The organism is Brenneria sp. g21c3 (assembly GCF_040240345.1).
Taxonomy (GTDB): domain Bacteria; phylum Pseudomonadota; class Gammaproteobacteria; order Enterobacterales; family Enterobacteriaceae; genus Brenneria.
In genome coordinates this window covers 618966-638909 of sequence record NZ_JBEIAB010000001.1, presented here as the reverse complement: position 1 = coordinate 638909, position 19944 = coordinate 618966, and the positions used below count along the sequence as shown (strand labels likewise).

The 19944-nt window shown below is 58.3% G+C and carries 14 protein-coding genes; 11 read left to right on the top strand and 3 right to left on the bottom strand.

Annotated elements, in window-relative coordinates; genetic code table 11:
* From ABRZ28_RS02770 to ABRZ28_RS02725, 10 genes are all read left to right on the top strand, one after another.
* Window positions 1-97, top strand: a 97-nt coding sequence (locus tag ABRZ28_RS02770; protein WP_330519443.1) for an IS3 family transposase, incomplete at its 5' end; no start/stop codon positions are given.
* Window positions 75-356, top strand: coding sequence for a hypothetical protein (locus tag ABRZ28_RS02765; protein ID WP_330519444.1), 282 nt, complete (start codon window positions 75-77; stop codon window positions 354-356). The genes ABRZ28_RS02770 and ABRZ28_RS02765, both read left to right, overlap by 23 nt.
* Window positions 357-388: 32 nt before the next feature.
* The gene (locus tag ABRZ28_RS02760; RefSeq protein WP_319606325.1) at window positions 389-1234 is read left to right on the top strand and encodes an SUMF1/EgtB/PvdO family nonheme iron enzyme; all 846 of its coding nucleotides are present in this window, start codon (window positions 389-391) and stop codon (window positions 1232-1234) included.
* Window positions 1224-1772, top strand: a complete 549-nt coding sequence (locus tag ABRZ28_RS02755; RefSeq protein ID WP_319606326.1) for a carbapenem self-resistance protein CarG family protein — start codon at window positions 1224-1226, stop codon at window positions 1770-1772. Before ABRZ28_RS02760 ends, ABRZ28_RS02755 begins: the two co-directional genes overlap by 11 nt.
* Entirely contained in the window at window positions 1769-2326 is a 558-nt protein-coding gene (locus ABRZ28_RS02750) for an SEN1982 family lipoprotein (RefSeq protein WP_502880310.1), read from the top strand. Before ABRZ28_RS02755 ends, ABRZ28_RS02750 begins: the two co-directional genes overlap by 4 nt.
* Before the next feature lie 205 nt (window positions 2327-2531).
* Window positions 2532-3728: an MdtA/MuxA family multidrug efflux RND transporter periplasmic adaptor subunit gene (locus tag ABRZ28_RS02745; RefSeq protein WP_319606328.1), complete on the top strand. Its 1197-nt coding sequence runs from the start codon at window positions 2532-2534 to the stop codon at window positions 3726-3728.
* The gene (locus ABRZ28_RS02740; RefSeq protein WP_330519433.1) at window positions 3725-6865 is read left to right on the top strand and encodes a multidrug efflux RND transporter permease subunit; all 3141 of its coding nucleotides are present in this window, start codon (window positions 3725-3727) and stop codon (window positions 6863-6865) included. The genes ABRZ28_RS02745 and ABRZ28_RS02740 overlap by 4 nt, the downstream gene beginning before the upstream one ends.
* Complete coding sequence (locus ABRZ28_RS02735; protein WP_330519432.1) at window positions 6862-9960, top strand: multidrug efflux RND transporter permease subunit; 3099 nt, start codon at window positions 6862-6864, stop codon at window positions 9958-9960. The genes ABRZ28_RS02740 and ABRZ28_RS02735 overlap by 4 nt, the downstream gene beginning before the upstream one ends.
* Window positions 9961-9966: 6 nt before the next feature.
* Entirely contained in the window at window positions 9967-11373 is a 1407-nt protein-coding gene (locus ABRZ28_RS02730; RefSeq protein ID WP_330519431.1) for an efflux transporter outer membrane subunit, read from the top strand.
* Window positions 11374-12938: 1565 nt separating this feature from the next.
* A complete protein-coding gene (locus tag ABRZ28_RS02725; RefSeq protein WP_330519430.1) occupies window positions 12939-13844 on the top strand; it encodes an alpha/beta hydrolase in 906 nt (301 codons plus the stop codon).
* A 113-nt stretch (window positions 13845-13957) separates the two neighbouring features.
* Here the strand turns inward: ABRZ28_RS02725 and yghU are convergent, their stop codons facing one another.
* Window positions 13958-14824, bottom strand: a complete 867-nt coding sequence (yghU, locus tag ABRZ28_RS02720; RefSeq protein WP_319606333.1) for a glutathione-dependent disulfide-bond oxidoreductase — start codon at window positions 14822-14824, stop codon at window positions 13958-13960.
* 241 nt (window positions 14825-15065) lie between these two features.
* Here yghU and gss point away from each other — a divergent pair, with 241 nt between their 5' ends.
* A complete protein-coding gene (gss, locus tag ABRZ28_RS02715) occupies window positions 15066-16937 on the top strand; it encodes a bifunctional glutathionylspermidine amidase/synthase (RefSeq protein ID WP_319606334.1) in 1872 nt (623 codons plus the stop codon).
* Between the two features lie 83 nt (window positions 16938-17020).
* Here the strand turns inward: gss and ABRZ28_RS02710 are convergent, their stop codons facing one another.
* Window positions 17021-18439 carry a glycoside hydrolase family 32 protein gene (locus tag ABRZ28_RS02710; protein WP_330519429.1) on the bottom strand — a complete coding sequence of 473 codons (1419 nt, stop codon included), beginning with the start codon at window positions 18437-18439 and terminating at the stop codon, window positions 17021-17023.
* Entirely contained in the window at window positions 18436-19812 is a 1377-nt protein-coding gene (locus tag ABRZ28_RS02705; RefSeq protein ID WP_319606336.1) for a PTS transporter subunit EIIC, read from the bottom strand. Before ABRZ28_RS02705 ends, ABRZ28_RS02710 begins: the two co-directional genes overlap by 4 nt.
* Window positions 19813-19944: the final 132 nt, after the last annotated feature.

Sequence of the window (19944 nt, the reverse complement as noted above, 5' to 3'; positions counted from 1 at the left end):
ATTCGAGTATATCGAGATAGACTACAATCGGCACCGACGGCATAGTGCCAACGGCGGGCTAAGCCCGGTGCAATTTGAGGAAAGAAACCTCGCTTAAGGCAGTGTCCACCGTCGCTGGGCAAGATCAGGTTGCCATGGTCAACATTAAGGATGCGCTGCATACACAAAGAGAAACGCTCAAAAGCATTACGGCAAGAAAAGGCGGCTATCTTGTTCAGGTCAAGGGAAATCAGCCTACGTTGTTTAATGCCGTGAAAATGCAGTTTGATGAGGCCCTTAAAGATGATACCGCCTTGGCTCAATATGAAACGCAAGATAAGGGACACAGGCGGGCGGAACGACCAATCACCTTTTAGATGCCGGCACAGTGATCATGTTAGGAGATGGAGTGCGTTTAATTTTACTTTTGAGTTTTATTACCGTATTTGGCGCGCATGCCTCATCGGATTTGGGCGAAGCGCTGGTCAAAGGCGGTGATTTTTATGTCGGCGACGTTTTTGGCAATCAGGATTATCTCTCTCATGCGAATGTAAAACTCGCGTCTTTTTACATTATGCGGACCGAAGTCACTTATGAACGTTATCAGAAAATACATCAATGGGCCGTATTGCATGGTTATGACTTTAATGCCGGTTGCAATGGCGCTACGTATGAAGATTGTCTGGCGCCGGAAAAGGATGGCGGTAAACATCCGGTGACCAATATTGAATGGCTGGATGCGGTTATTTTTGCCAATGCATTGAGTGAAGCATCGGGCCTGACGCCGGTTTATTGGTCGGAAAAAGGACAGCCGATGCGTACGAACGCTAAAAATAACGAGATTCATGTTAATGAGCAGGCCAATGGATACCGTCTACCGACGTTAAGCGAATGGCATGTCGCCGCCAGAGGGGGAGCGCCCGCGCTGAATTCAGGACATTATGGCGATCGCTACTCAGGCGGAAATAATGAAAAAAAGGTCGCCTGGTATCCGGATTTTAATAGCCATGATTTCGGTACGAAAATGGTAGGGCAATTATCGCCGAATGCATTGGGGCTTTATGATATGAGCGGCAATGTATCCGAGTGGGTTTATGATAGCGACAAGATTGATAACATTAAAATGTATTACTTTTGCGGCGGCAGTTATCTTTCTCATGCCACGACGTTGGCCGGTTGTGATAGCCACAGCTCAGGGTTCATTATGCCGGATATCGGGTTTAGATTGGCGCGGAGTAATTTGAATGCACAGTAAGCGTATTATCATCGTCTTGATGATGTTGCTCTCTTCGTGGGCAGTGGCGGAAGAGCATTCTAATGTTCTGCTCAGGGATGGGATAAACCGGATTGATTTAAACGGGGATGGAGTGGATGACCTGTTGCTGCGCGCGGTTTTTGATAATAATACCTCTCATCCCGTCAATACCTTGACGATTTTCATTAAAGACAGACGCGGAAACGATAATATCGTGCCTGTTCCTGATGATGCAGGATTTACCTGGGTCGACTTTAGCCTGTCGGCATCGGTGATAAAAGTAACGGACTATGCGTTATATAAAGAAAAGGGACGCTATTACATGGTTAGCGCCAATAAAATTTCCGATAAGCGAAGCGGGGAAGATATATCGGATGCGTTGCCGGTAAGGTTTGTGCGCTATGAACTTAAGGAGAATGATGACGATCCCGGCGTTCCTGCTTATTTCTGGGACTATATCAGCGCGTCTGTGACCGCGAAAAAATATCTCAGCGTAGATGACGCTTTCCCTGAGTTGAACGTTGCAGGTAAAAGATGAAAGCGGTAGCGGTTTTATCGATGATTATCCCTTTTTTTTGCGCCGCGCATCCGCCGCCTGTCGATCAGTATATCAAGCAAATCCAGAGGGCGCTCGACAAGCAGCCCGCCCTGTGCCTGGGCGAAACCCGCTGGCCGGTTGCCATCGGTAAAGAAGGCGCAAACACGAGCTGGATTACCGGGAAAATGGCGTCATTAGTGGATGCGGGGCTGGCGACATCCCGTATTGAGGGCCGTCAAAAGATATGGCGGCTGACGCCGACAGGGTTAAAGGAATTTAAAAAACATGGCGATTTTTGCTATGGGCGCATGCGGGTTAAAGATATCGAGAGTATGACGCAGGAACAGAACGGCGGCGGCGTTATTATCTTTCATTATTATATAAAGTCGTTGCCGAAGTGGGCGGAAAATAAATCAATTCGCTTCGCATATACGGATTTGGATAATCTTGTTACGGGCATTAATTCAGCGAGATATCAGGTGGATTATCAACGCATCGGTGCGGATACGATAAAAATAACCGGCGAGCCTAATCAACTGGACCTGTTTTATTAGACGTCCGTATCCCTGTCATATTAATTAAAGGTCGGACATCAGTCGATATCACGCCGCCATGCTGTCCCGCCGCCGAACATCCTGAACAATCTTAACGAAACCATTACGGTTCAGGCATGGAAGTTATCAGCATAGTTGACGATAATAGCGCCAAACCTTTTCTTTCCCGCGCGGGAAATTAACTCCAACTACCATTAAGATTTTCATGACAAAACCATCGCGTTCCCGACTGTTGAAACTTCTGCTGTTCGTCGTATTGGTCTTGATTATTGGCGGCGTCGTCTGGCGCCTGTGGCCGGGCGGGCAGAACAAAATGGCCGGGCGGGGCGGCCCCGGTATGATGATGGGCGGCGGCAGTACGCTGGTTCACGCCGGAAGCGCAACCCAGGCCGATGTGCCGGTGTACCTCAATGCGCTGGGTACGGTCACGCCGAATGCCACGGTTACGGTCACCAGCCGCGTCGACGGCCAGTTAATGAAAGTCTATTTTACCGAAGGCGAAAAGGTCGAAGCCGGACAACTGCTGGCGCAGATCGATCCGCGCGGCTATCAGGCGACGCTGGCGCAATATCAGGCCGAACTCAGTGAAAATCAGGCGTTGTTGAAAAGCGCGCAGCTCACGCTGAACCGCTATAAAAAACTCTATGCTCAGGATTCGCTTTCCCGCCAGGAACTGGATACGCAGATCGCCACCGTCGGGCAGTATAGCGGGGCGATCAAAGCCGATGAAGCGCAGATCGCCGCCGCGCGGCTGAATATCGAATATGCGCGCATCACCGCGCCGATTAGCGGACGCGTCGGCCTGCGTCTGGTGGATGCGGGTAACATGGTGACCAGCGGCGATACCACCGGCATCGTCACCATCACGCAGACCCAGCCCGCGGCGGTCACCTTCAGCGTGCCGCAAAGCAACATTCCGGTGTTGCTGAAAGCGTTGCATAACGGGCAGAGTATGCCGGTCACCGCCTTTGATCAGGATAACAAAACGACGTTGGCGGAGGGGAAAGCGCAATTCATCAGCAACAGCATCGACATCAGTACCGGCACCGTGCAGTTAAAAGCCCTGTTCGATAATGAGGATGAGGCGCTGTATGCCAACCAGTTCGTCAACGTCCGCCTGCAAATCGGCCTGTTGTCCCAGGCGACGGTGATCCCGGCTCAGGCGTTGCAGCTCAGCAGCGACGGCAGTTTTGTCTTCGTGATCAACAAAGACGATACCGTGACGCGCAAGGTGGTGCAAACCGGGCCGAGTTTAGGTGAAGATCTACAGGCGATTATTGCCGGCGTGGAGCCGGGGGACAGGGTGGTGACGGAAGGCATCGAACGTCTGGCCAACGGCAGTAAAGTCAGCGTGGTGACGGCGGAGCAGCAACAGACCGGCGGGAGCGCCGGGACGCAATGAATCCGTCACGCCTATTTATTGAGCGCCCGGTCGCCACTATCTTGCTGATGATGGCGGTGCTGATTTCCGGCATTTTCGCCTATCGCGCGCTCTCCACCTCCGCGCTGCCGCAGGTCGACTACCCGACGATTCAGGTGACCACCCTTTACCCGGGCGCCAGTCCGGATGTGATGGCGTCGTCCGTCACCGGGCCGCTGGAGCGCCAGCTCGGACAGATGGCCGGGCTGAGTCAGATGACCTCCAACAGCAGCAGCGGTTCCTCATTGATTACGCTGAAATTTTCGCTCGATCTGTCGCTTGACGTCGCGGAGCAGGAAGTGCAGGCGGCGATTAACGCCGCCGACAGTCTGTTGCCCGCCGATTTACCCAATCCGCCGACCTATAAAAAGGTCAATCCGGCGGACAGCGCGGTGATCACGCTGGCCGCCAGTTCGGATACATTGCCGCTGATCAAAGTGCAGGATCTGGTGAACACGCGTATCGCGCTCAAGCTGTCGCAGATTTCCGGCGTCGGCATGGTGACGCTGGCGGGCGGTCATCAGCCGGCGATCCGCGTGCAGGTGGATCCCAAGGCGCTGGCGGCGCGGGGATTGACGCTGGAAGACGTCAATACGCTGATCGGCAACAGCAACGTGAATGGTTCGAAGGGCGGGTTCGACGGCAAATATCATTCGGTCACCATTGATGCCAACGACCAATTGCGTACCGCGCAGGAGTACGCCAATCTGATCCTGGCCTATCAGAACGGCGCCGCGCTGCGCCTGCGCGATATCGCCCGGATCGAAGAAGCGCCGGAAAACAGTTATCAGTCGGCGTGGGCCAACCGCAGTCCGGCTATCGTCATCAGCGTGCAGCGCCAGCCCGGCGCCAATGTGATCTCGGTGGTGGATAACATTAAAGCCCAACTGCCGACCTTGCAGGCGGCGCTGCCGGAAGGCGTGAAAATGGAGATCTTGTCGGATCGCACGCAAACCATCCGCGCCTCCATCAGCGATGTGCAGTTCGAGCTGATGCTGTCGATCGCGCTGGTCATCATGGTCACCTTCCTGTTCCTGCGCAATATCGCCGCCACGCTGATCCCCAGCGTGGCCGTGCCGTTGTCGCTGGTGGGTACCTTCGGCGTGATGTATCTGGCCGATTTCAGCCTCAACAATCTGTCGCTGATGGCGCTGACCATCGCCACCGGCTTCGTTATCGATGACGCAATCGTGGTGGTGGAGAATATTTCCCGTCGGCTGGAAGAGGGCGAAAAGCCGATGCAGGCGGCGCTGAAAGGCTCGCAGCAGATTGGCTTTACCATCATCTCGCTGACCTTCTCGCTGATCGCGGTGCTGATCCCGCTGCTGTTTATGGGCGATGTGGTCGGGCGGCTGTTCCGTGAATTCGCCATTACGCTGGCGGTGGCGATATTGGTGTCGATGCTGGTGTCGCTGACCCTGACGCCGATGCTGTGCGCCTATTTGCTGCGCCATATCCCGCCGGAAAAGCAGTCGCGCTTTGCGCGCAAGGGCGGCGAGTTTTTCGACAAGCTGGTTCATGGCTACGATCGCCTGCTGACGGTGGTGCTTAATCATCAGAAACTGACATTGCTGGTGGCGTTGGGGACTTTCGTGCTGACGGCGCTGCTTTATCTGGTTGTCCCCAAAGGCTTTTTCCCCGCGCAGGATACCGGATTGATTCAGGGTATCAGCGTGGCGTCGCAGGATGTCTCTTTTGGTGAAATGACCAAACGGCAGCAGGCGCTGGCGGAGGTGATTTTACAGAATCCGGCGGTAGAGAGCGTCTCCTCCACCGTCGGGATCGACGGCAACAACACCAGCCTGAACAGCGGTCGTCTGCAAATTAACCTCAAATCGTTCGATGAACGCGACGATCGCGCCGATGCGGTGATCGCCGAGCTGAAACAGGCGGTGCGCAGCGTACCCGGCATCGCGCTCTATCTGCAATCGGCGCAGGATCTGACGGTCAATGACCAGGTCACGCCGAGCCAGTATCAGTTCACGCTGGATGACGCCGACAGCGAAAATCTGGTGAAATGGTCGCCCGCGCTGGTCTCGGCGCTGGCGGCCCGGCCGGAGTTCAGCGATGTGGTCAGCAATCTGCAAGATCAGGGACAGGTCTCCTATGTCGAGATGAACCGCGACAAGGCCGCGCGCTACGGCATTACCGCCTCGGACATTGATACCGCGCTGTACAACGCCTTCGGGCAGCGGCTGGTCTCGACCATTTTCACCCAGTCGAATCAGTATCGCGTGGTGCTGGAAGTCGCGCCGGACTATCAGCAGTCCCCGGCGTCGTTCGATGATATCTGGCTGGCCGCCGGCGACACGTCCTCCGCTTCATCTTCTTCATCTTCAACCGCCGGCATGGTGAAACTGACGTCGATCGCCGATATTCACCAGCGCACCGGCTCGCTGATGCATATGCGGCTGAACCAGTTCCCGGCGGTGACGGTATCGTTCAACCTGAACGACGGCTACTCGCTGGAAGAGGCGCAGCAGGCGATCGCCGACGTCGGCAAGCAACTGGCGCTGCCGTCGAGCATTACCCTGCGTTATCAGGGGGAAGCCGCCGCGTTCCAGAGCGCCAGCGGCAACACGCTGTGGCTGATTCTGGCGGCGCTGCTGACCATGTATGTGGTGCTCGGCATTCTGTATGAAAGTTTTATTCATCCGGTGACCATTCTGTCGACGCTGCCGTCGGCGGCGGTGGGCGCGCTGCTGATCCTGCTGCTGGCGGACACCGAATTCAGTCTGATTGCGTTGATCGGCATGATTCTGCTGATCGGCATCGTCAAGAAGAACGCCATTATGATGATCGACTTTGCGCTTGAGGCGGAGAATCATCAGCGCCTCAGCCCGCGCGAAGCGATCCATCAGGCCTGTTTGCTGCGCTTCAGACCGATCCTGATGACCACCATGGCGGCGCTGCTCGGCGCGCTGCCGCTGATGCTGGCGTCCGGCTCCGGCGCGGAGCTGCGACAGCCGCTGGGGCTGGTGATCGTCGGCGGTTTGATCGTCAGCCAGGTGCTGACGCTGTTCTCCACGCCGGTGATTTATCTGTGGTTCGACGGTCTGGCGCAGCGCGGCAAACGCTACATGCGTAAAGCGCGGCAGCCGTCGCAGGGCGGGGAATGAATATGGTGCGGTTGTTTATCTTCCGTCCGGTCGCCACGCTATTGCTGACGCTGTCGATTCTGTTGCTTGGCATGCTGGGGTATCGTCTGCTGCCGGTGGCGCCGCTGCCGCAGGTCGATTTCCCCACCATTATGGTATCCGCCAGCCTGGCGGGCGCCAGCCCGGAAACCATGGCCGCCACGGTGGCGACGCCGCTGGAGCGGGCTTTGGGGCAGATCGCCGGCATTACCGAAATGACGTCCAGCAGTTCCTCCGGCAGCACCAATATCATTTTGCAGTTTGAACTGAACCGCGATATCAACGGCGCGGCGCGCGACGTGCAGGCGGCGATCAACGCCTCCCGCAGCATGCTGCCGAGCAGCATGGCCTCGCTGCCCACCTACCGCAAAGCCAACCCGTCGGATGCGCCGATCGTGATGCTGGCGCTGACCTCGGAGACCCGTACCCCCGGCGATCTGTACGATCTGGCGGACAGCAAGATCGCCCAGAAAATCGCCCAGGTGAAAGGGGTTGGGGAAGTGTCGCTGATGGGCAGCGCGCTGCCGGCGGTGCGTATCGATCTGCAACCGCAGAAGCTGACCCACTTCGGCATCTCGCTCGATACCGTACGCGCCGCCATCGCCGCCAGCACCACCAATCTGCCGAAAGGCATCCTGAACGGCGCCAGCCAGTCGTGGGTGGTGGATGCCAACGGCCAATTGAACAAGGCGGCGCAGTACCGCAATCTGGTGGTCAGCTATCAGGATGGCCGCACGATCCGCCTGAGCGATGTGGCGACGGTGTACGACGCGATAGAAGATAAATACAAGGCCGGCTACTACAACCGGAAGCCGGCGGTGATGCTGGGGGTGACGCGGCAGGCGGGCGCCAACATGCTGGAGACCATCGATGCGGTCAAGGCGCTGCTGCCGACGCTTCAGGAGGAACTGCCGGCGGATACGCTGTTGAAGCTGGTGGTCGATCGCTCCTCCACCGTGCGCGCCTCGCTGTATGAAACCGAAGAGACGCTGCTGATCGCGGTGCTGCTGGTGATCGGCGTGGTATTCGTGTTCCTGCGCAATGTTCAGGCGATGATTATCCCGGCGCTGGCGCTGCCGGTCTCGCTGATCGGCACCTGCGCGGTGATGTACCTGCTGGGTTACAGTCTCGATAATCTGTCGCTGATGGCGCTGATTATCGCCACCGGTTTCGTGGTGGACGACGCCATCGTGGTGCTGGAAAACATTACCCGCTATATCGAAGCGGGGCTCAGCCCGGTGCGGGCGTCGCTGAGAGGGGCGCGGGAGGTCAGCTCCACCGTGCTGTCCATGACCTTGTCGCTGGTGGCGGTGTTTATCCCGATCCTGCTGATGGGCAGCGTGGTGGGACGGCTGTTCCGCGAATTCGCGGTGACGCTGACGGTGTCGCTGCTGATCTCGATGCTGGTGTCGCTGACCCTGACGCCGATGCTGTGCTCGCGGCTGCTGAAGCGCAAGCCGGCGGTGACGCGGCGTCCGCATCCGCTGTACCAGTGGATCGAAAATCAGCTCAACGCCTTGCTGGCGGCCTACGCCCGCGGGCTGGAATGGGTAATGAAGCATCAGCGCCTGACGCTGTTCAGCCTGCTGCTCACCGTGGCGCTCAACATCTTCCTGTACGCCGTGGTGCAGAAGGGCTTTTTCCCCACGCAGGACACCGGGCTGCTGATGGGCATGGCGCGCGCCGACCAGAACATCTCGTTCCAGGCGATGAAGCCCAAGATGGAACAGGCCGCCAAACTGATCGCCGAAGATCCGGACGTCGACGGGGTGATGGCGTCGATGGGCGGCGGCGCGTTCGGTTCACGCAACAGCGCCAATTTCTTCGTCCATCTGAAAGATTTCGACCAGCGCAGCGCGACGGCGAGCGAAATCGCCAACCGCCTGAGCGCCAAAGCGCAACATCTGGCCGGTATGCAGCTGTTTCTGATGGCGGCGCAGGATTTGCGCATCGGCGGACGCAGCGCCAACGCCAGCTACCAGTACACGCTCCAGGCGGACGATCTCGATACCCTGCGCGTCTGGACGCCGAAGGTGCAGGCTACGCTGGCGCAGATCCCGCAGCTGACCAGCGTGGATTCCGACTCCCAGACCGGCGGACAGGAAGTGATGATCGACATCGACCGCGATAAAGCCACGCGCTTGGGCGTGAACGTCAGCATGCTCGACACCCTGCTGAACAACGCCTTCAGCCAGCGGCAGATCGCCACCCTGTACCATACGCTTAATCAGTATCATGTGGTGATGTCGCTGGACGACAGCTTCACCGGCAACCCGGATATACTGAAAGAACTGTTCGTGATCAACGACGACGGCGATCGGGTGCCGCTCTCCGCGTTCACCCGCTTCAGCAGCGACAACGCGCCGCTGTCGGTGGCGCATCAGGGGCATTCCGCCGCCAGCACCGTCGCCTTCAATCTTCAGGACGGCGTCTCGCTGGAGCAGGCGCAGGCGCTGATTAAAAACGCCATGGCGAAGATCGGCCTGCCGGGCGACGTACAGGCCGGATTCAGCGGCACCGCGCGCGAGTTCGGCGAACTGACCGCGTCGATGCCGTGGCTGATTCTGGCCGCGCTGGCGGCGGTCTATATCGTGCTGGGCATGCTGTATGAAAGCTATATTCATCCGCTGACCATTCTGTCGACATTGCCGTCGGCCGGCGTCGGCGCGCTGTTGCTGCTGCTGCTGACCAATACCGAACTGACGGTGATCGCGCTGATCGGCATTTTGCTGCTGATCGGCATCGTGAAAAAGAACGCCATTATGATGATCGATTTCGCGCTGATGGCCGAGCGCGAGAAGGGGATGTCGCCGCAGCAGGCGATCGTTCAGGCGTGTCTGATGCGCTTTCGCCCGATTATGATGACCACGCTGGCGGCTTTTTTCGGCGCGCTGCCGTTGGCGCTGGGCAGCGGCGGCGACGCCGACCTGCGCAGTCCGCTCGGTCTGGCGATCGCCGGCGGTCTGGCGCTCAGCCAGTTACTTACGCTGTTCACCACGCCGGTGGTGTACCTTTATCTTGATCGCGTCAGCCGCGCCACTCGTCGTCAGTGGCAGCGTCTGCGCCATGCTGAATAACGACTTATGAAACTGAAAACTATCGCGTTTAGCCCGCTTTTCCTCGCGTTGTCGCTCGGCGGTTGCGCCGTGGGGCCGGACTATCAGCGTCCGACGACCAGCGTGCCGTTGCAGTATAAGGAAGCGCAAGGCTGGCGGCCGGCCACGCCGCAGGATCAGGTCGGTAAAGGCGAATGGTGGTCGGTTTACCATGACGCCACGCTCTCGTCGCTGCTCAGTCAGGTCAGCATCTCGAACCAGAACGTCGCGCAATATGAGGCGCGCTATCGCCAGGCGAAAGCGCTGGCGACGCAGGCGCGCGCCGATCTGCTCCCGACCGTCGGCGCGACCGGTTCCGGCGCCCGCAGCGGCAGTAAAACCAGCGCCGGCCAGCGTAGCGTCGACAACAGCTTCTCGGCGCAGGCCAGCGCCAGTTGGGAACTGGATCTGTGGGGAAAACTCCGGCGCACGCTGGAAGAGAACAAGGCCAGCGCGCAGGCCAGCCTGGCGGAGCTGGCGAATATCACGCTGAGCGCGCAGTCGGCGCTGGCGCAGGATTATTTCCAACTGCGCATCATGGACCAGCAGATCGCCTTGTATCAGCAGAGCGTACAGACCTATGAGCGTTATTTGCAGGTCATCGACAATAAGTACCGGGCGGGCGCGGAATCGCGCGGCACGCTGGCACAGGCGCAACTGCAACTGGAAAGCGCCAGAGCGTCGGCGCTGGACGTCGTCTGGCAGCGCGCGCAACTGGAACATGCGATTGCGTTGCTGATCGGCAAAGCGCCGGCGGAATTCAGCCTGGCCGCGGCGCCGTTGACCGCCGCCATGCCGGCGATCCCCAACGCCCTGCCGGCGGAACTGCTACAGCGCCGACCGGATATCGCCTACGCCGAACGTAATGTGGCGGCGGCGAATGCGGCGGTGGGCGTAGCCATCGCCGGCTACTATCCAGACCTGACGTTAAGCGCCAGCGGCGGTTTCAGCAGTTCCGCGCTGCATAATCTGATCTCGCTGCCGAATCGCGTCTGGTCGCTCGGCCCGGAACTGAGCGGCACGCTGTTGGATTTCGGCGCGACGTCGGCGAAGGTCGAGCAGGCGCGCGCCGCCTATGACGCCAGCGTCGCCAGCTATCGTCAGGCGGTGCTGGAGGGCTTCACAGAGGTTGAGAATTATCTGGTCGAATTGAACACGTTACGCGATGAGCTTGCCGCGCAGCAGCGCGCCGCCGACGCCGCCAGAGATTCCGCGCGTGTGACGCGCAACCAGTACGAAGCAGGGATGATCGACTACCTGGATGTCGCCGCCACCGAAAACACCAGCCTTAACCAGCAGCAAAATTTGCTGTCGCTGCAAAGCACGCAGTGGGTAACCAGCGTTGAGCTGATTGCCGCGCTGGGCGGCGGCTGGGATGGAATATCGACCCAGTGAGGCCAACCGTAACTCCGTTATTCCCAGCACTCCAACTCCGCCATCCCCGCGGCTCCACATCCGTCATTTCCGCGGCCCCACATCCGTCATTTCCGCGCCTCCACACTCGTCATTTCCGCGGCAGTAGGCGGAAATCAGCCGCTGAAACCGTGAATAGCCATCGACTGATGCCCGCCTGCGCGGGCATGACGGCGGGGTCATTCCCGCGGCCTCACACTCGTCATTTCCGCGCCTCCACCCCCGTCATTTCCGCGCCTTCACACCCGTCATTTCCTCGCCTCCACTCTCGTCATTTCCGCGGCAGTAGGCGGAAATCGGCCGCTGAAACCGTAAATAGTCATTGACTGATGCCCGCCTGCGCGGGCATGACGGCGGGGTAATTCCCGCGCCTCCACACCCGTCATTTCCTCGCCTCCACACCCGTCATTTCCGCGCCTCTACTCTCGTCATTCCCGCGGCTCCACACTCGTCATTTCCGCAGCAGTAGGCGGAAATCAGCCGCTGGAACCGCAAATAGTCATTGATTGATACCCGCCTGCGCGGGCATGACGGAGGGGTAATTCCCGTTCCTTCACACTCGTCATTTCCGCGCCTCCACTCTCGTCATTCCCGCGGCTCCACACCCGTCATTTCCGCGGCAGTAGGCGGAAATCGGCCGCTGGAACCGTGAATAGCCATTGATTGATGCTCGCCTGCGCGGGCAAGACGGCGGGGTAATCCCCGCGGCTTCACACTCGTCATTCCCGCGCCTCTACTCTCGTCATTTCCGCGGCAGTAGGCGGAAATCAGTCTCTGAAACCGTGAATAGTCATCGACTGATGCCCGCCTGCGCGGGCATGACGGCGGGGTAATCCCCGCGCCTCCACACCCGTTATTTCCGCGCCTCCACATCCGTCATTTCCGCGCCTTCACATCCGTCATTTCCGCGGCAGTAGGCGGAAATCAGCCGCTGAAACCGTGAATAGCCATTGACTGATACCCGCCTGCACGGGCAAGACGGAGGGGGAATTTCCGTGCCTCCACACCCGTCATTTCCTCGCCTTCACACCCGTCATTTCCTCGCCTCCACTCTCGTCATTTCCGCGGCAGTAGGCGGAAATCAGCCGCTGGAATCGTGAATAGCCATTGACTGATGCCCGCCTGCGCGGGCATGACGGCGGGGTAATTCCCGCGGCTCCACACCCGTCATTTCCGCGGCAGTAGGCGGAAATCGGCCGCTGAAACCGTGAATAGTCATCGACTGATGCCCGCCTGCGCGGGCATGACGGCGGGGTAATCCCCGCGCCTCCACACCCGTTATTTCCGCGCTTCCACACTCGTCATTTCCGCGGCTCCACATCCGTCATTTCCGCGGCAGTAGGCGGAAATCGGCCGCTGAAACCGTAAATAGTCATTGACTGATGCCCGCCTGCGCGGGCATGACGGCGGGGTATAGTCATCGACTGATGCCTGCCAGCATGGCGGATTTGCAGGAGAGACTTTGTCGTTAAACGTTAATCGCCGTAAAATGATTTCTGTAATGATTATTAAGTTATTAACGATACCAAAGATTAAGGGAGTGGATCATGCCATCGAAAGCGAGCATTCCGGCAGAGATTGAAAGACAGATAAAACAACTGGGGCCGGTGATTGATGTGCCGGCGACGAAAGCGCTCTATATGCCGCTGCTTGCAGACCAACCCACGGAAGGCGTGAGCGTCCACAAAGATATCGCCTACGGCGACGATGAACGACAGAACGTGGATATCTACCTGCCAACGACTGGCGCGGACAAAAAAAGCCCGGTGCTGATTTTTGTACACGGCGGCGGTTTCATTCGCGGCGATAAATCTTCGCTCAGCAATCAGGGCTATTTTTATGCGCGTCAGGGGATGGTCGTCGTCATCCCCAATTATCGTCTGGCGCCGGCGCACCAATGGCCGACAGGCGCGCAAGACGTCTCATCGGCGCTGGCATGGACGCGAGCGCATATCGCCGGATTCGGCGGCGATCCGCAGCAAATCGTATTGGCCGGGGAGTCCGCCGGCGCCGCGCATGTGGCCGCCGCCACGCTGATTCGTCGTTTTCATCCCGTTGAAGGGCTCAACATTGCCGGCGCGGTGCTGATCTCCGGGATTTATAACGCGCGACTGGAATATCTGGCTCGCCGACAACTGCGCATCCCCACCCCCGATCCTTTCGGCGACGCTTATTTCGGTTCGGACATCAACGATCGGGCCGATATGTCGACCGTCGAGCTGATCGATGCCGCGCCGTTTCCGCTGTTTATCAGTTATACCGAGCTGGATCCGATACCGATGCAGGTTGAAGCCGGAGAACTCTTTGCCCGACTGGTCACGCAGCATGGCTTTACGCCTGACCTGCATGTGGTGTATGGGCATAACCATCTCAGCCAGATGTACTCGGTCAATACTGATGATGCATCGCTCAGCGGCCCGGTGATGGATTTTTTAAGCAAGCGGTTTGCGTGAACGCCTGCCTGAATCGGCGCGGGTAATTTATGGCGCGACGCTGTCAGGGGGCGGCGACTTTTCAGGTTCTCACGATAAAAGCAACCGGGTGATAAACACCCGGCCGACGGCGCTTACGCCTGGCGTTTATCTTCGGTATTGGTATCGAAGTCGCCGGCGGCGTGGCGTTCATGCAACTGCTCGTTGAGCGGGCCATGGGTGCGATTAACGATGCGGCCGCGTTTTACCGCCGGACGATCGCCGATATCCTTCGCCCAGCGCAGCACGTTGGCATAGCTGCCCGCATCAAGGAATTCCGCCGCATTGTAGACGTTGCCCAGCACCAGATTGCCGTACCACGGCCAGATCGCCATGTCCGCGATGCTGTACTCGTCGCCCGCGACATATCTGCCGTGCGCCAGCTGTTTATCCAGCACATCCAACAGGCGTTTGCTCTCCATGGCGAAGCGGTTGATGGCGTATTCGATTTTTACCGGCGCGTAGCTGTAAAAATGGCCGAAACCGCCGCCAAGAAAAGGCGCGGAACCCTGCAACCAGAACAGCCAGTTCAGCGTTTCGGCGCGTCCGGCGGGATCCCGCGGCAGAAAATGGCCGAACTTCTCCGCCAGATAAAGCAGGATATTGCCGGATTCAAACACGCGGATCGGCGGCGTGACGCTATGGTCGCGCAGCGCGGGAATTTTGGAGTTAGGGTTAACGTCGACAAAACCGCTGGAGAACTGATCGCCTTCGCTGATGTTAATCAGCCAGGCGTCGTACTCCGCGCCGCTGACGCCGAGCGCCAGCAACTCCTCCAGCATAATCGTCACCTTTTGGCCGTTAGGCGTACCCAGCGAGTAAAGCTGGAGCGGATGCGCGCCGACCGGCAGCGCTTTCTCATGCGTTGCTCCCGAGATCGGACGGTTGATGTTGGCGAAAGCGCCGCCGTCATTTTGCTTCCACTCCCATACTTTTGGCGGTTGGTAACGGTTCTCTGACATATTGACCTGCCTTGTTGGTGGATGTACTGAAGCAGTTTAGCAGTTGCCGGCGAAGACGTTTAATTGCGCCTGCCGGGTGAAGCCTGAAGGCGGCGGAGACGGCGAATTTTTCGGCTTCGCATCAATGCCCTGCGCAATGAGTGCTATCATGAAGCCACCTCTGTCGGGTATTGCCTGGGCGGGATAATAGAGGGGTTTTCTACGGCCAACCGTCCGGGCAGCGTTAATTTGAGGTCAGGCAATGAGCAAAGGAACAACAGATAGTGACGCCCCATTCGGCACCTTGTTGGGGTATGCGCCAGGCGGCGTAGCGATTTATTCATCGAATTACAAAAGTTTGGACCCGCAGAACATGCCGGGCGACGCCTCGTTTCGCAGCTATATCGACAACGAATATATGGGGCATAAGTGGCAGTGCGTCGAGTTCGCCCGGCGTTTTCTGTTTTTGAATCATGGTTTCGTCTTTACCGATGTCGGTATGGCGTATGAAATCTTCTCTCTGCGCTTTTTGCGCCAGGTCGTTAATGACAATATCCTGCCTTTACAGGCGTTTGCCAACGGCTCTCAGCGGCCGCCGGAAGCCGGCGCGCTGCTGATCTGGCAAAAAGGCGGCGAATTTTGCCAGACCGGCCATGTGGCGGTGATTACTCAACTGGTGGGTAATAAAGTTCGCGTCGCCGAGCAGAATGTGGTTCATCAACTGTTGCCGCCGGGGCAGCAGTGGACGCGCGAGCTGAAGCTGGCAGTGAAAGACGGCCGTTACACCATTCACGATACCTTCGACGACACCGCCATCCTCGGCTGGATGATACAGACCGACGAGACGGAGCACAGCCTGCCGCAGCCGGTTATCCCCGGCGAGGCGTTGGTTATTCGCGGCGCGCGGCTGGACCAGCAGGGCCAGTTCGACGGCAAGTGGCTGGACGAGCGCGATCCCTTGCAATTGGCCTATGTGCAGGCGAACGGCGGCCATATTATCAATCAGGATCCCTATCAATATTTCACCATCACTGAAGACGCCGAGCAGGAGCTGATCAAGGCGACCAATGAGCTGCATCTGATGTATCTGCACGCCACGGACAAGGTGATGAAAGATGACGAGTTGCTGGCGCTGTTCGATATTCCCAAAATTCTCTGGCCGCGTTTACGGCTCTCCTGGCAGCAGCGCCGACACGATATGATCACCGGGCGCATGGACTTCTGCATGGACGAGCGCGGTCTGAAAGTCTATGAATATAATGCCGACTCCGCCTCCTGCCACACCGAAGGCGGACTGATCCTCGAACAGTGGCTCCGGCAGGGATATCCCGGCAAGGGGCATAACCCGGCGGATGAGTTGCTCGACGAGCTGACCGGCGCATGGAAACACAGCCTGGCGCGGCCTTTCGTCCATATCATGCAGGACAAGGATCTGGAGGAGAATTACCACGCCGGGTTTATGCAACGCGCGCTGACGCAGGCCGGTTTCGAGAGCAAAATCCTCTACGGGCTGGACGAGCTGCGCTGGGATGCGGCCGGGCGGCTTATCGACGGCGATGGCCGGCTGGTCAACTGCGTCTGGAAAACCTGGGCCTGGGAGACCGTTATCGAACAGGTGCGCGAGGTCAGCGCGGACGAGTTCGCGGCGGTGCCGATCCGTACCGGCCACCCGGATAATGAAGTGCGCCTGATCGACGTGCTGATGCGTCCCGAAGTGATGGTCTTCGAGCCGCTGTGGACGGTGATCCCCGGCAATAAAGCGATTCTGCCGGTGCTTTGGTCGTTGTTCCCGCATCATCGCTATCTGCTGGATACCGATTTTACGGTGAACGAAGAGCTGGCGAAAACCGGTTATGCGATCAAGCCGATTTCCGGACGCTGCGGCAGCAACATCGACCTGGTCAGCCACCATGATGAAGTGCTGGATAAGACTTCCGGCAAGTTCGTCGATCGGAAAAATATCTACCAGCAGCTGTGGTGTCTGCCTAAGGTCGCCGGCAAGTACATTCAGGTCTGTACCTTTACCGTCGGCGGCAATTATGGCGGCACCTGCCTGCGCGGCGATGATTCGCTGGTGATTAAAAAAGAGAGTGATATCGAGCCGCTGATCGTGCTGAAAGATAACCAGCGGTAGTCTGGGGACAGATGGCGGGCGATTCCCGCCATCTGCCGGGCCGATTAAGCCGCTAGCTTTTTTCCCCGTGCGGGGAGGCGGCTTTACTGCTCAATGTCAGCGCCGGTTTGGCTTGCTTTTAACGGCCAGTGGTCGAGCGCGATTTGCGCGCCGCCGCTAAACGTCACCTTCGGCTGTTCCGCCGGGAAGTAGCGGGAGGACATCACGCCCACGCCGTCATTAATAAAGATCTCCAGGCTGGAGCTGTCGCAGAGGATTTGCAGCTTCTTAACCTTGCCCTGCCAGTAACGAATCTCTTCCTCGCCGTTGCGCAACCCCTTACGACTTAACGTAATGCCCTGCTCATCGCAGGTCAGCCGCATGGTCTCGCCGAACTCCGCCTGAAAGTTTCCGGCCACCTGTAATTGGATCTCGGCGCTGCGGACATCCAGCGTCGGCAGCGCGTCGGCGGTTCCGCTGGCCTGCCGGCGGGTTCCGCGCAGCGTTTGCAGTTCGCGCGCCGGCGCCTGGCGGAGCTTGCCGTCGCGCACGCTCAGTTCGCGCGGGCAGGTCATCATATGTACCCAGCCGTGTTGCAGGGTGGGCTGCTCAAACTCATCCTGATCGGGTACGCCCATCCAGCCTATCAGCAGGCGGCGGCCATCGTCGGCAAGGGTGGTTTGCGGCGCATAAAATTCGTGGCCGCAGTCCAACTCGTGGAACTCGCCGTGCGGATAATCGCCGGTGGCGTAATCCAGCGTACCGAGCAGATAGCCGCACTGGTATTGGTTCAGATAGCGGCGCGCTTCGGCGGCGACGCCCTGCGGGCAACTGATCAGCACATCGTGGCCGTCGAGGTGGAACAGGTCCGGACATTCCCACATATAGCCGAATGCCGCGCTGCCCCGTACCTGGCTGCCGGCAATCTCGCCGATCAACGTCCAGTTCGTCAGATCGGGCGATTTCAGCAGCAGCACTTTACCTTGCAGTTGCGGATCCTGCGCCGCCAGCACCATGTACCAGCTATCTTCATGCCGCCAGACTTTCGGGTCGCGGATGTGGCCGGTGTAGCCTTCGGGTTGAGCGTATACCGGTTGTTTTTCGAACTCGCCCTGCGCATTCTGTCGGGCGATGCACTGCCAGGCGGTACGATCGCCGGGCAGCATCACGTTGCCGGTATAGATCAACACCAACTGCCCGTTGTCGTCCACCGCGGAACCGGAAAAGCAGCCGTCGATATCGAATTTTTCACTCGGCAGCAGGGCGACCGGCTCATGCCGCCAGTTCACCAGATCGGCCGAGCTCCAGTGGCCCCAGAATTTGTCGTCATGGTTGCAGGCCAGCGGATTCCATTGATAAAACAGATGGTAACGTTGCTTAAACTGAATAAATCCGTTCGGGTCGTTCATTAATCCCACCACCGGGGACAAATGCCACAGCGGTCGGTGGTGGTCGGATGGGGTACGCTGATGACCTTTCATCACCGCGAGCAGCGTTTGCTTCAGGAGGTGTTTTTCTCTCATTGGTCGCCCTTTTCGTTATAGCTGAACAATAAAGTAATAAAAAATGGCAGGCCGAAAGCCATGGCCAGACCAATCAAATGATTGACTAACGAACTGGCCTGAATAATGGCCAGCCCCGGCAAACCGGTCAGGCCCACGCCGGTGGCGTAAACCTTGCTGTAGACGACCCAGGCGCCGCCGATCGCGCCGCCGGCCATGGCGGCGATAAACGGCTTCACAAAGCGCAGGTTGACGCCGAATACCGCCGCCTCAACCGAACCGATGATCGCCGAGAAGGCCGCCGGAATGGCGATCTTGCGAATTTTACTGTCGCGGGTGCGGAACCAGACGGCCAGACAGGCGCCGCCCTGGGCGACGTTGGCCATCGACCAAATCGGCAGCAGATAGTTGACGCCGATATTGGGATTAATCAGCAGTCCGGCCTCGATGGCATGGAAACTGTTCTGGATGCCGGTCATCGCCACCACCGAATAGAGGCCGCCGAAAATCACCCCGGCAATCCAGCCGGTCTGCGCAATCAGCGTGGTCAGCACATAGGCGATGCCGTCGCCGAGCATGCGGCCGGCCGGGCCGATCACCAGCAGCGCGACAAAACCGGAAATGATCAGGGTCAGGAAGGGAACGAAAATGATCTCGACGATATCGGGAACGATGCGGCGCAGGCGCTTTTCGAGAAAGCTCATAAACCAGACGGTCAGCAGCACCGGAAACACCGTTCCCTGATAGCCGATCATGGCGATTTGCAGACCGTAGAAGTCCAGCGTATGAAAACTTCCCAATCCGCCCCAGATATTCGCCAGCGTCGGGTGCGTCAGGATGCCGCCGATGGTGGCGCCGAGAAACGGGTTGCCGCCGAAGACCCGGGCGGCGGTAAAGCCAATCAGCACCGGCAGGATGATAAAGGCGGAGGAACTGAACATTTCCAGCAACACGTAGACTGCGTTTTGCGAATCCAGCCAGCCGTAGGTTTTGATCAGGCTCATCAGTCCCATCAGCAACCCGGAGGCGATAATCGCAGGGATAATGGGGATAAAAACGTTGGACAGGGTGCTGGCTATGCGTTGGAAGTAGCTGAGATTTTTGGCGGCGTTTTGCGAGGCTTCTTCTTTTTGCGTCGAGTCATCGATCATCGCAACGTGGGCAAACGCGTCGTAAACGTCGTTAATCACACTGCTGTCGAAGACAACCTGTACTTGTCCTGCCTTGCGAAAACTTGCTTTTACCCCTTTGATCGCATCAATTGCATTCAGATCCAGCTTTGATTCGTCTTCCAGTACTATCCTAAGTCGTGTGGCGCAGTGAATGGCCGAAGCAATATTATCCTTGCCGCCCATCAGCGGAACGAGCTGCCGGGCTACCTGCTTGTAATCCATGAACTTCCTCGAAAACTTTAGCTTTATATACCCGTCATACTTCAAGCCGCAGGTGCGTTGGCTTTCCTCACTCACCCCAGTCACTTACTGGAGTAAGCTCCCGGGGATTATGAGAGACTTCCTGTCTCTCAC

Excerpts from the sequence above, each read along its gene's own strand:
- ABRZ28_RS02755 (WP_319606326.1), top strand. The coding sequence starts at position 1,224 with ATGCACAGTAAGCGTATTATCATCGTCTTGATGATGTTGCTCTCTTCG.
- ABRZ28_RS02750 (WP_502880310.1), top strand. The coding sequence starts at position 1,769 with ATGAAAGCGGTAGCGGTTTTATCGATGATTATCCCTTTTTTTTGCGCC.
- ABRZ28_RS02745 (WP_319606328.1), top strand. The coding sequence starts at position 2,532 with ATGACAAAACCATCGCGTTCCCGACTGTTGAAACTTCTGCTGTTCGTC.
- ABRZ28_RS02740 (WP_330519433.1), top strand. The coding sequence starts at position 3,725 with ATGAATCCGTCACGCCTATTTATTGAGCGCCCGGTCGCCACTATCTTG.
- ABRZ28_RS02735 (WP_330519432.1), top strand. The coding sequence starts at position 6,862 with ATGAATATGGTGCGGTTGTTTATCTTCCGTCCGGTCGCCACGCTATTG.
- ABRZ28_RS02730 (WP_330519431.1), top strand. The coding sequence starts at position 9,967 with ATGAAACTGAAAACTATCGCGTTTAGCCCGCTTTTCCTCGCGTTGTCG.
- ABRZ28_RS02725 (WP_330519430.1), top strand. The coding sequence starts at position 12,939 with ATGCCATCGAAAGCGAGCATTCCGGCAGAGATTGAAAGACAGATAAAA.
- yghU (WP_319606333.1), bottom strand. The coding sequence starts at position 14,824 with ATGTCAGAGAACCGTTACCAACCGCCAAAAGTATGGGAGTGGAAGCAA.
- gss (WP_319606334.1), top strand. The coding sequence starts at position 15,066 with ATGAGCAAAGGAACAACAGATAGTGACGCCCCATTCGGCACCTTGTTG.
- ABRZ28_RS02710 (WP_330519429.1), bottom strand. The coding sequence starts at position 18,439 with ATGAGAGAAAAACACCTCCTGAAGCAAACGCTGCTCGCGGTGATGAAA.
- ABRZ28_RS02705 (WP_319606336.1), bottom strand. The coding sequence starts at position 19,812 with ATGGATTACAAGCAGGTAGCCCGGCAGCTCGTTCCGCTGATGGGCGGC.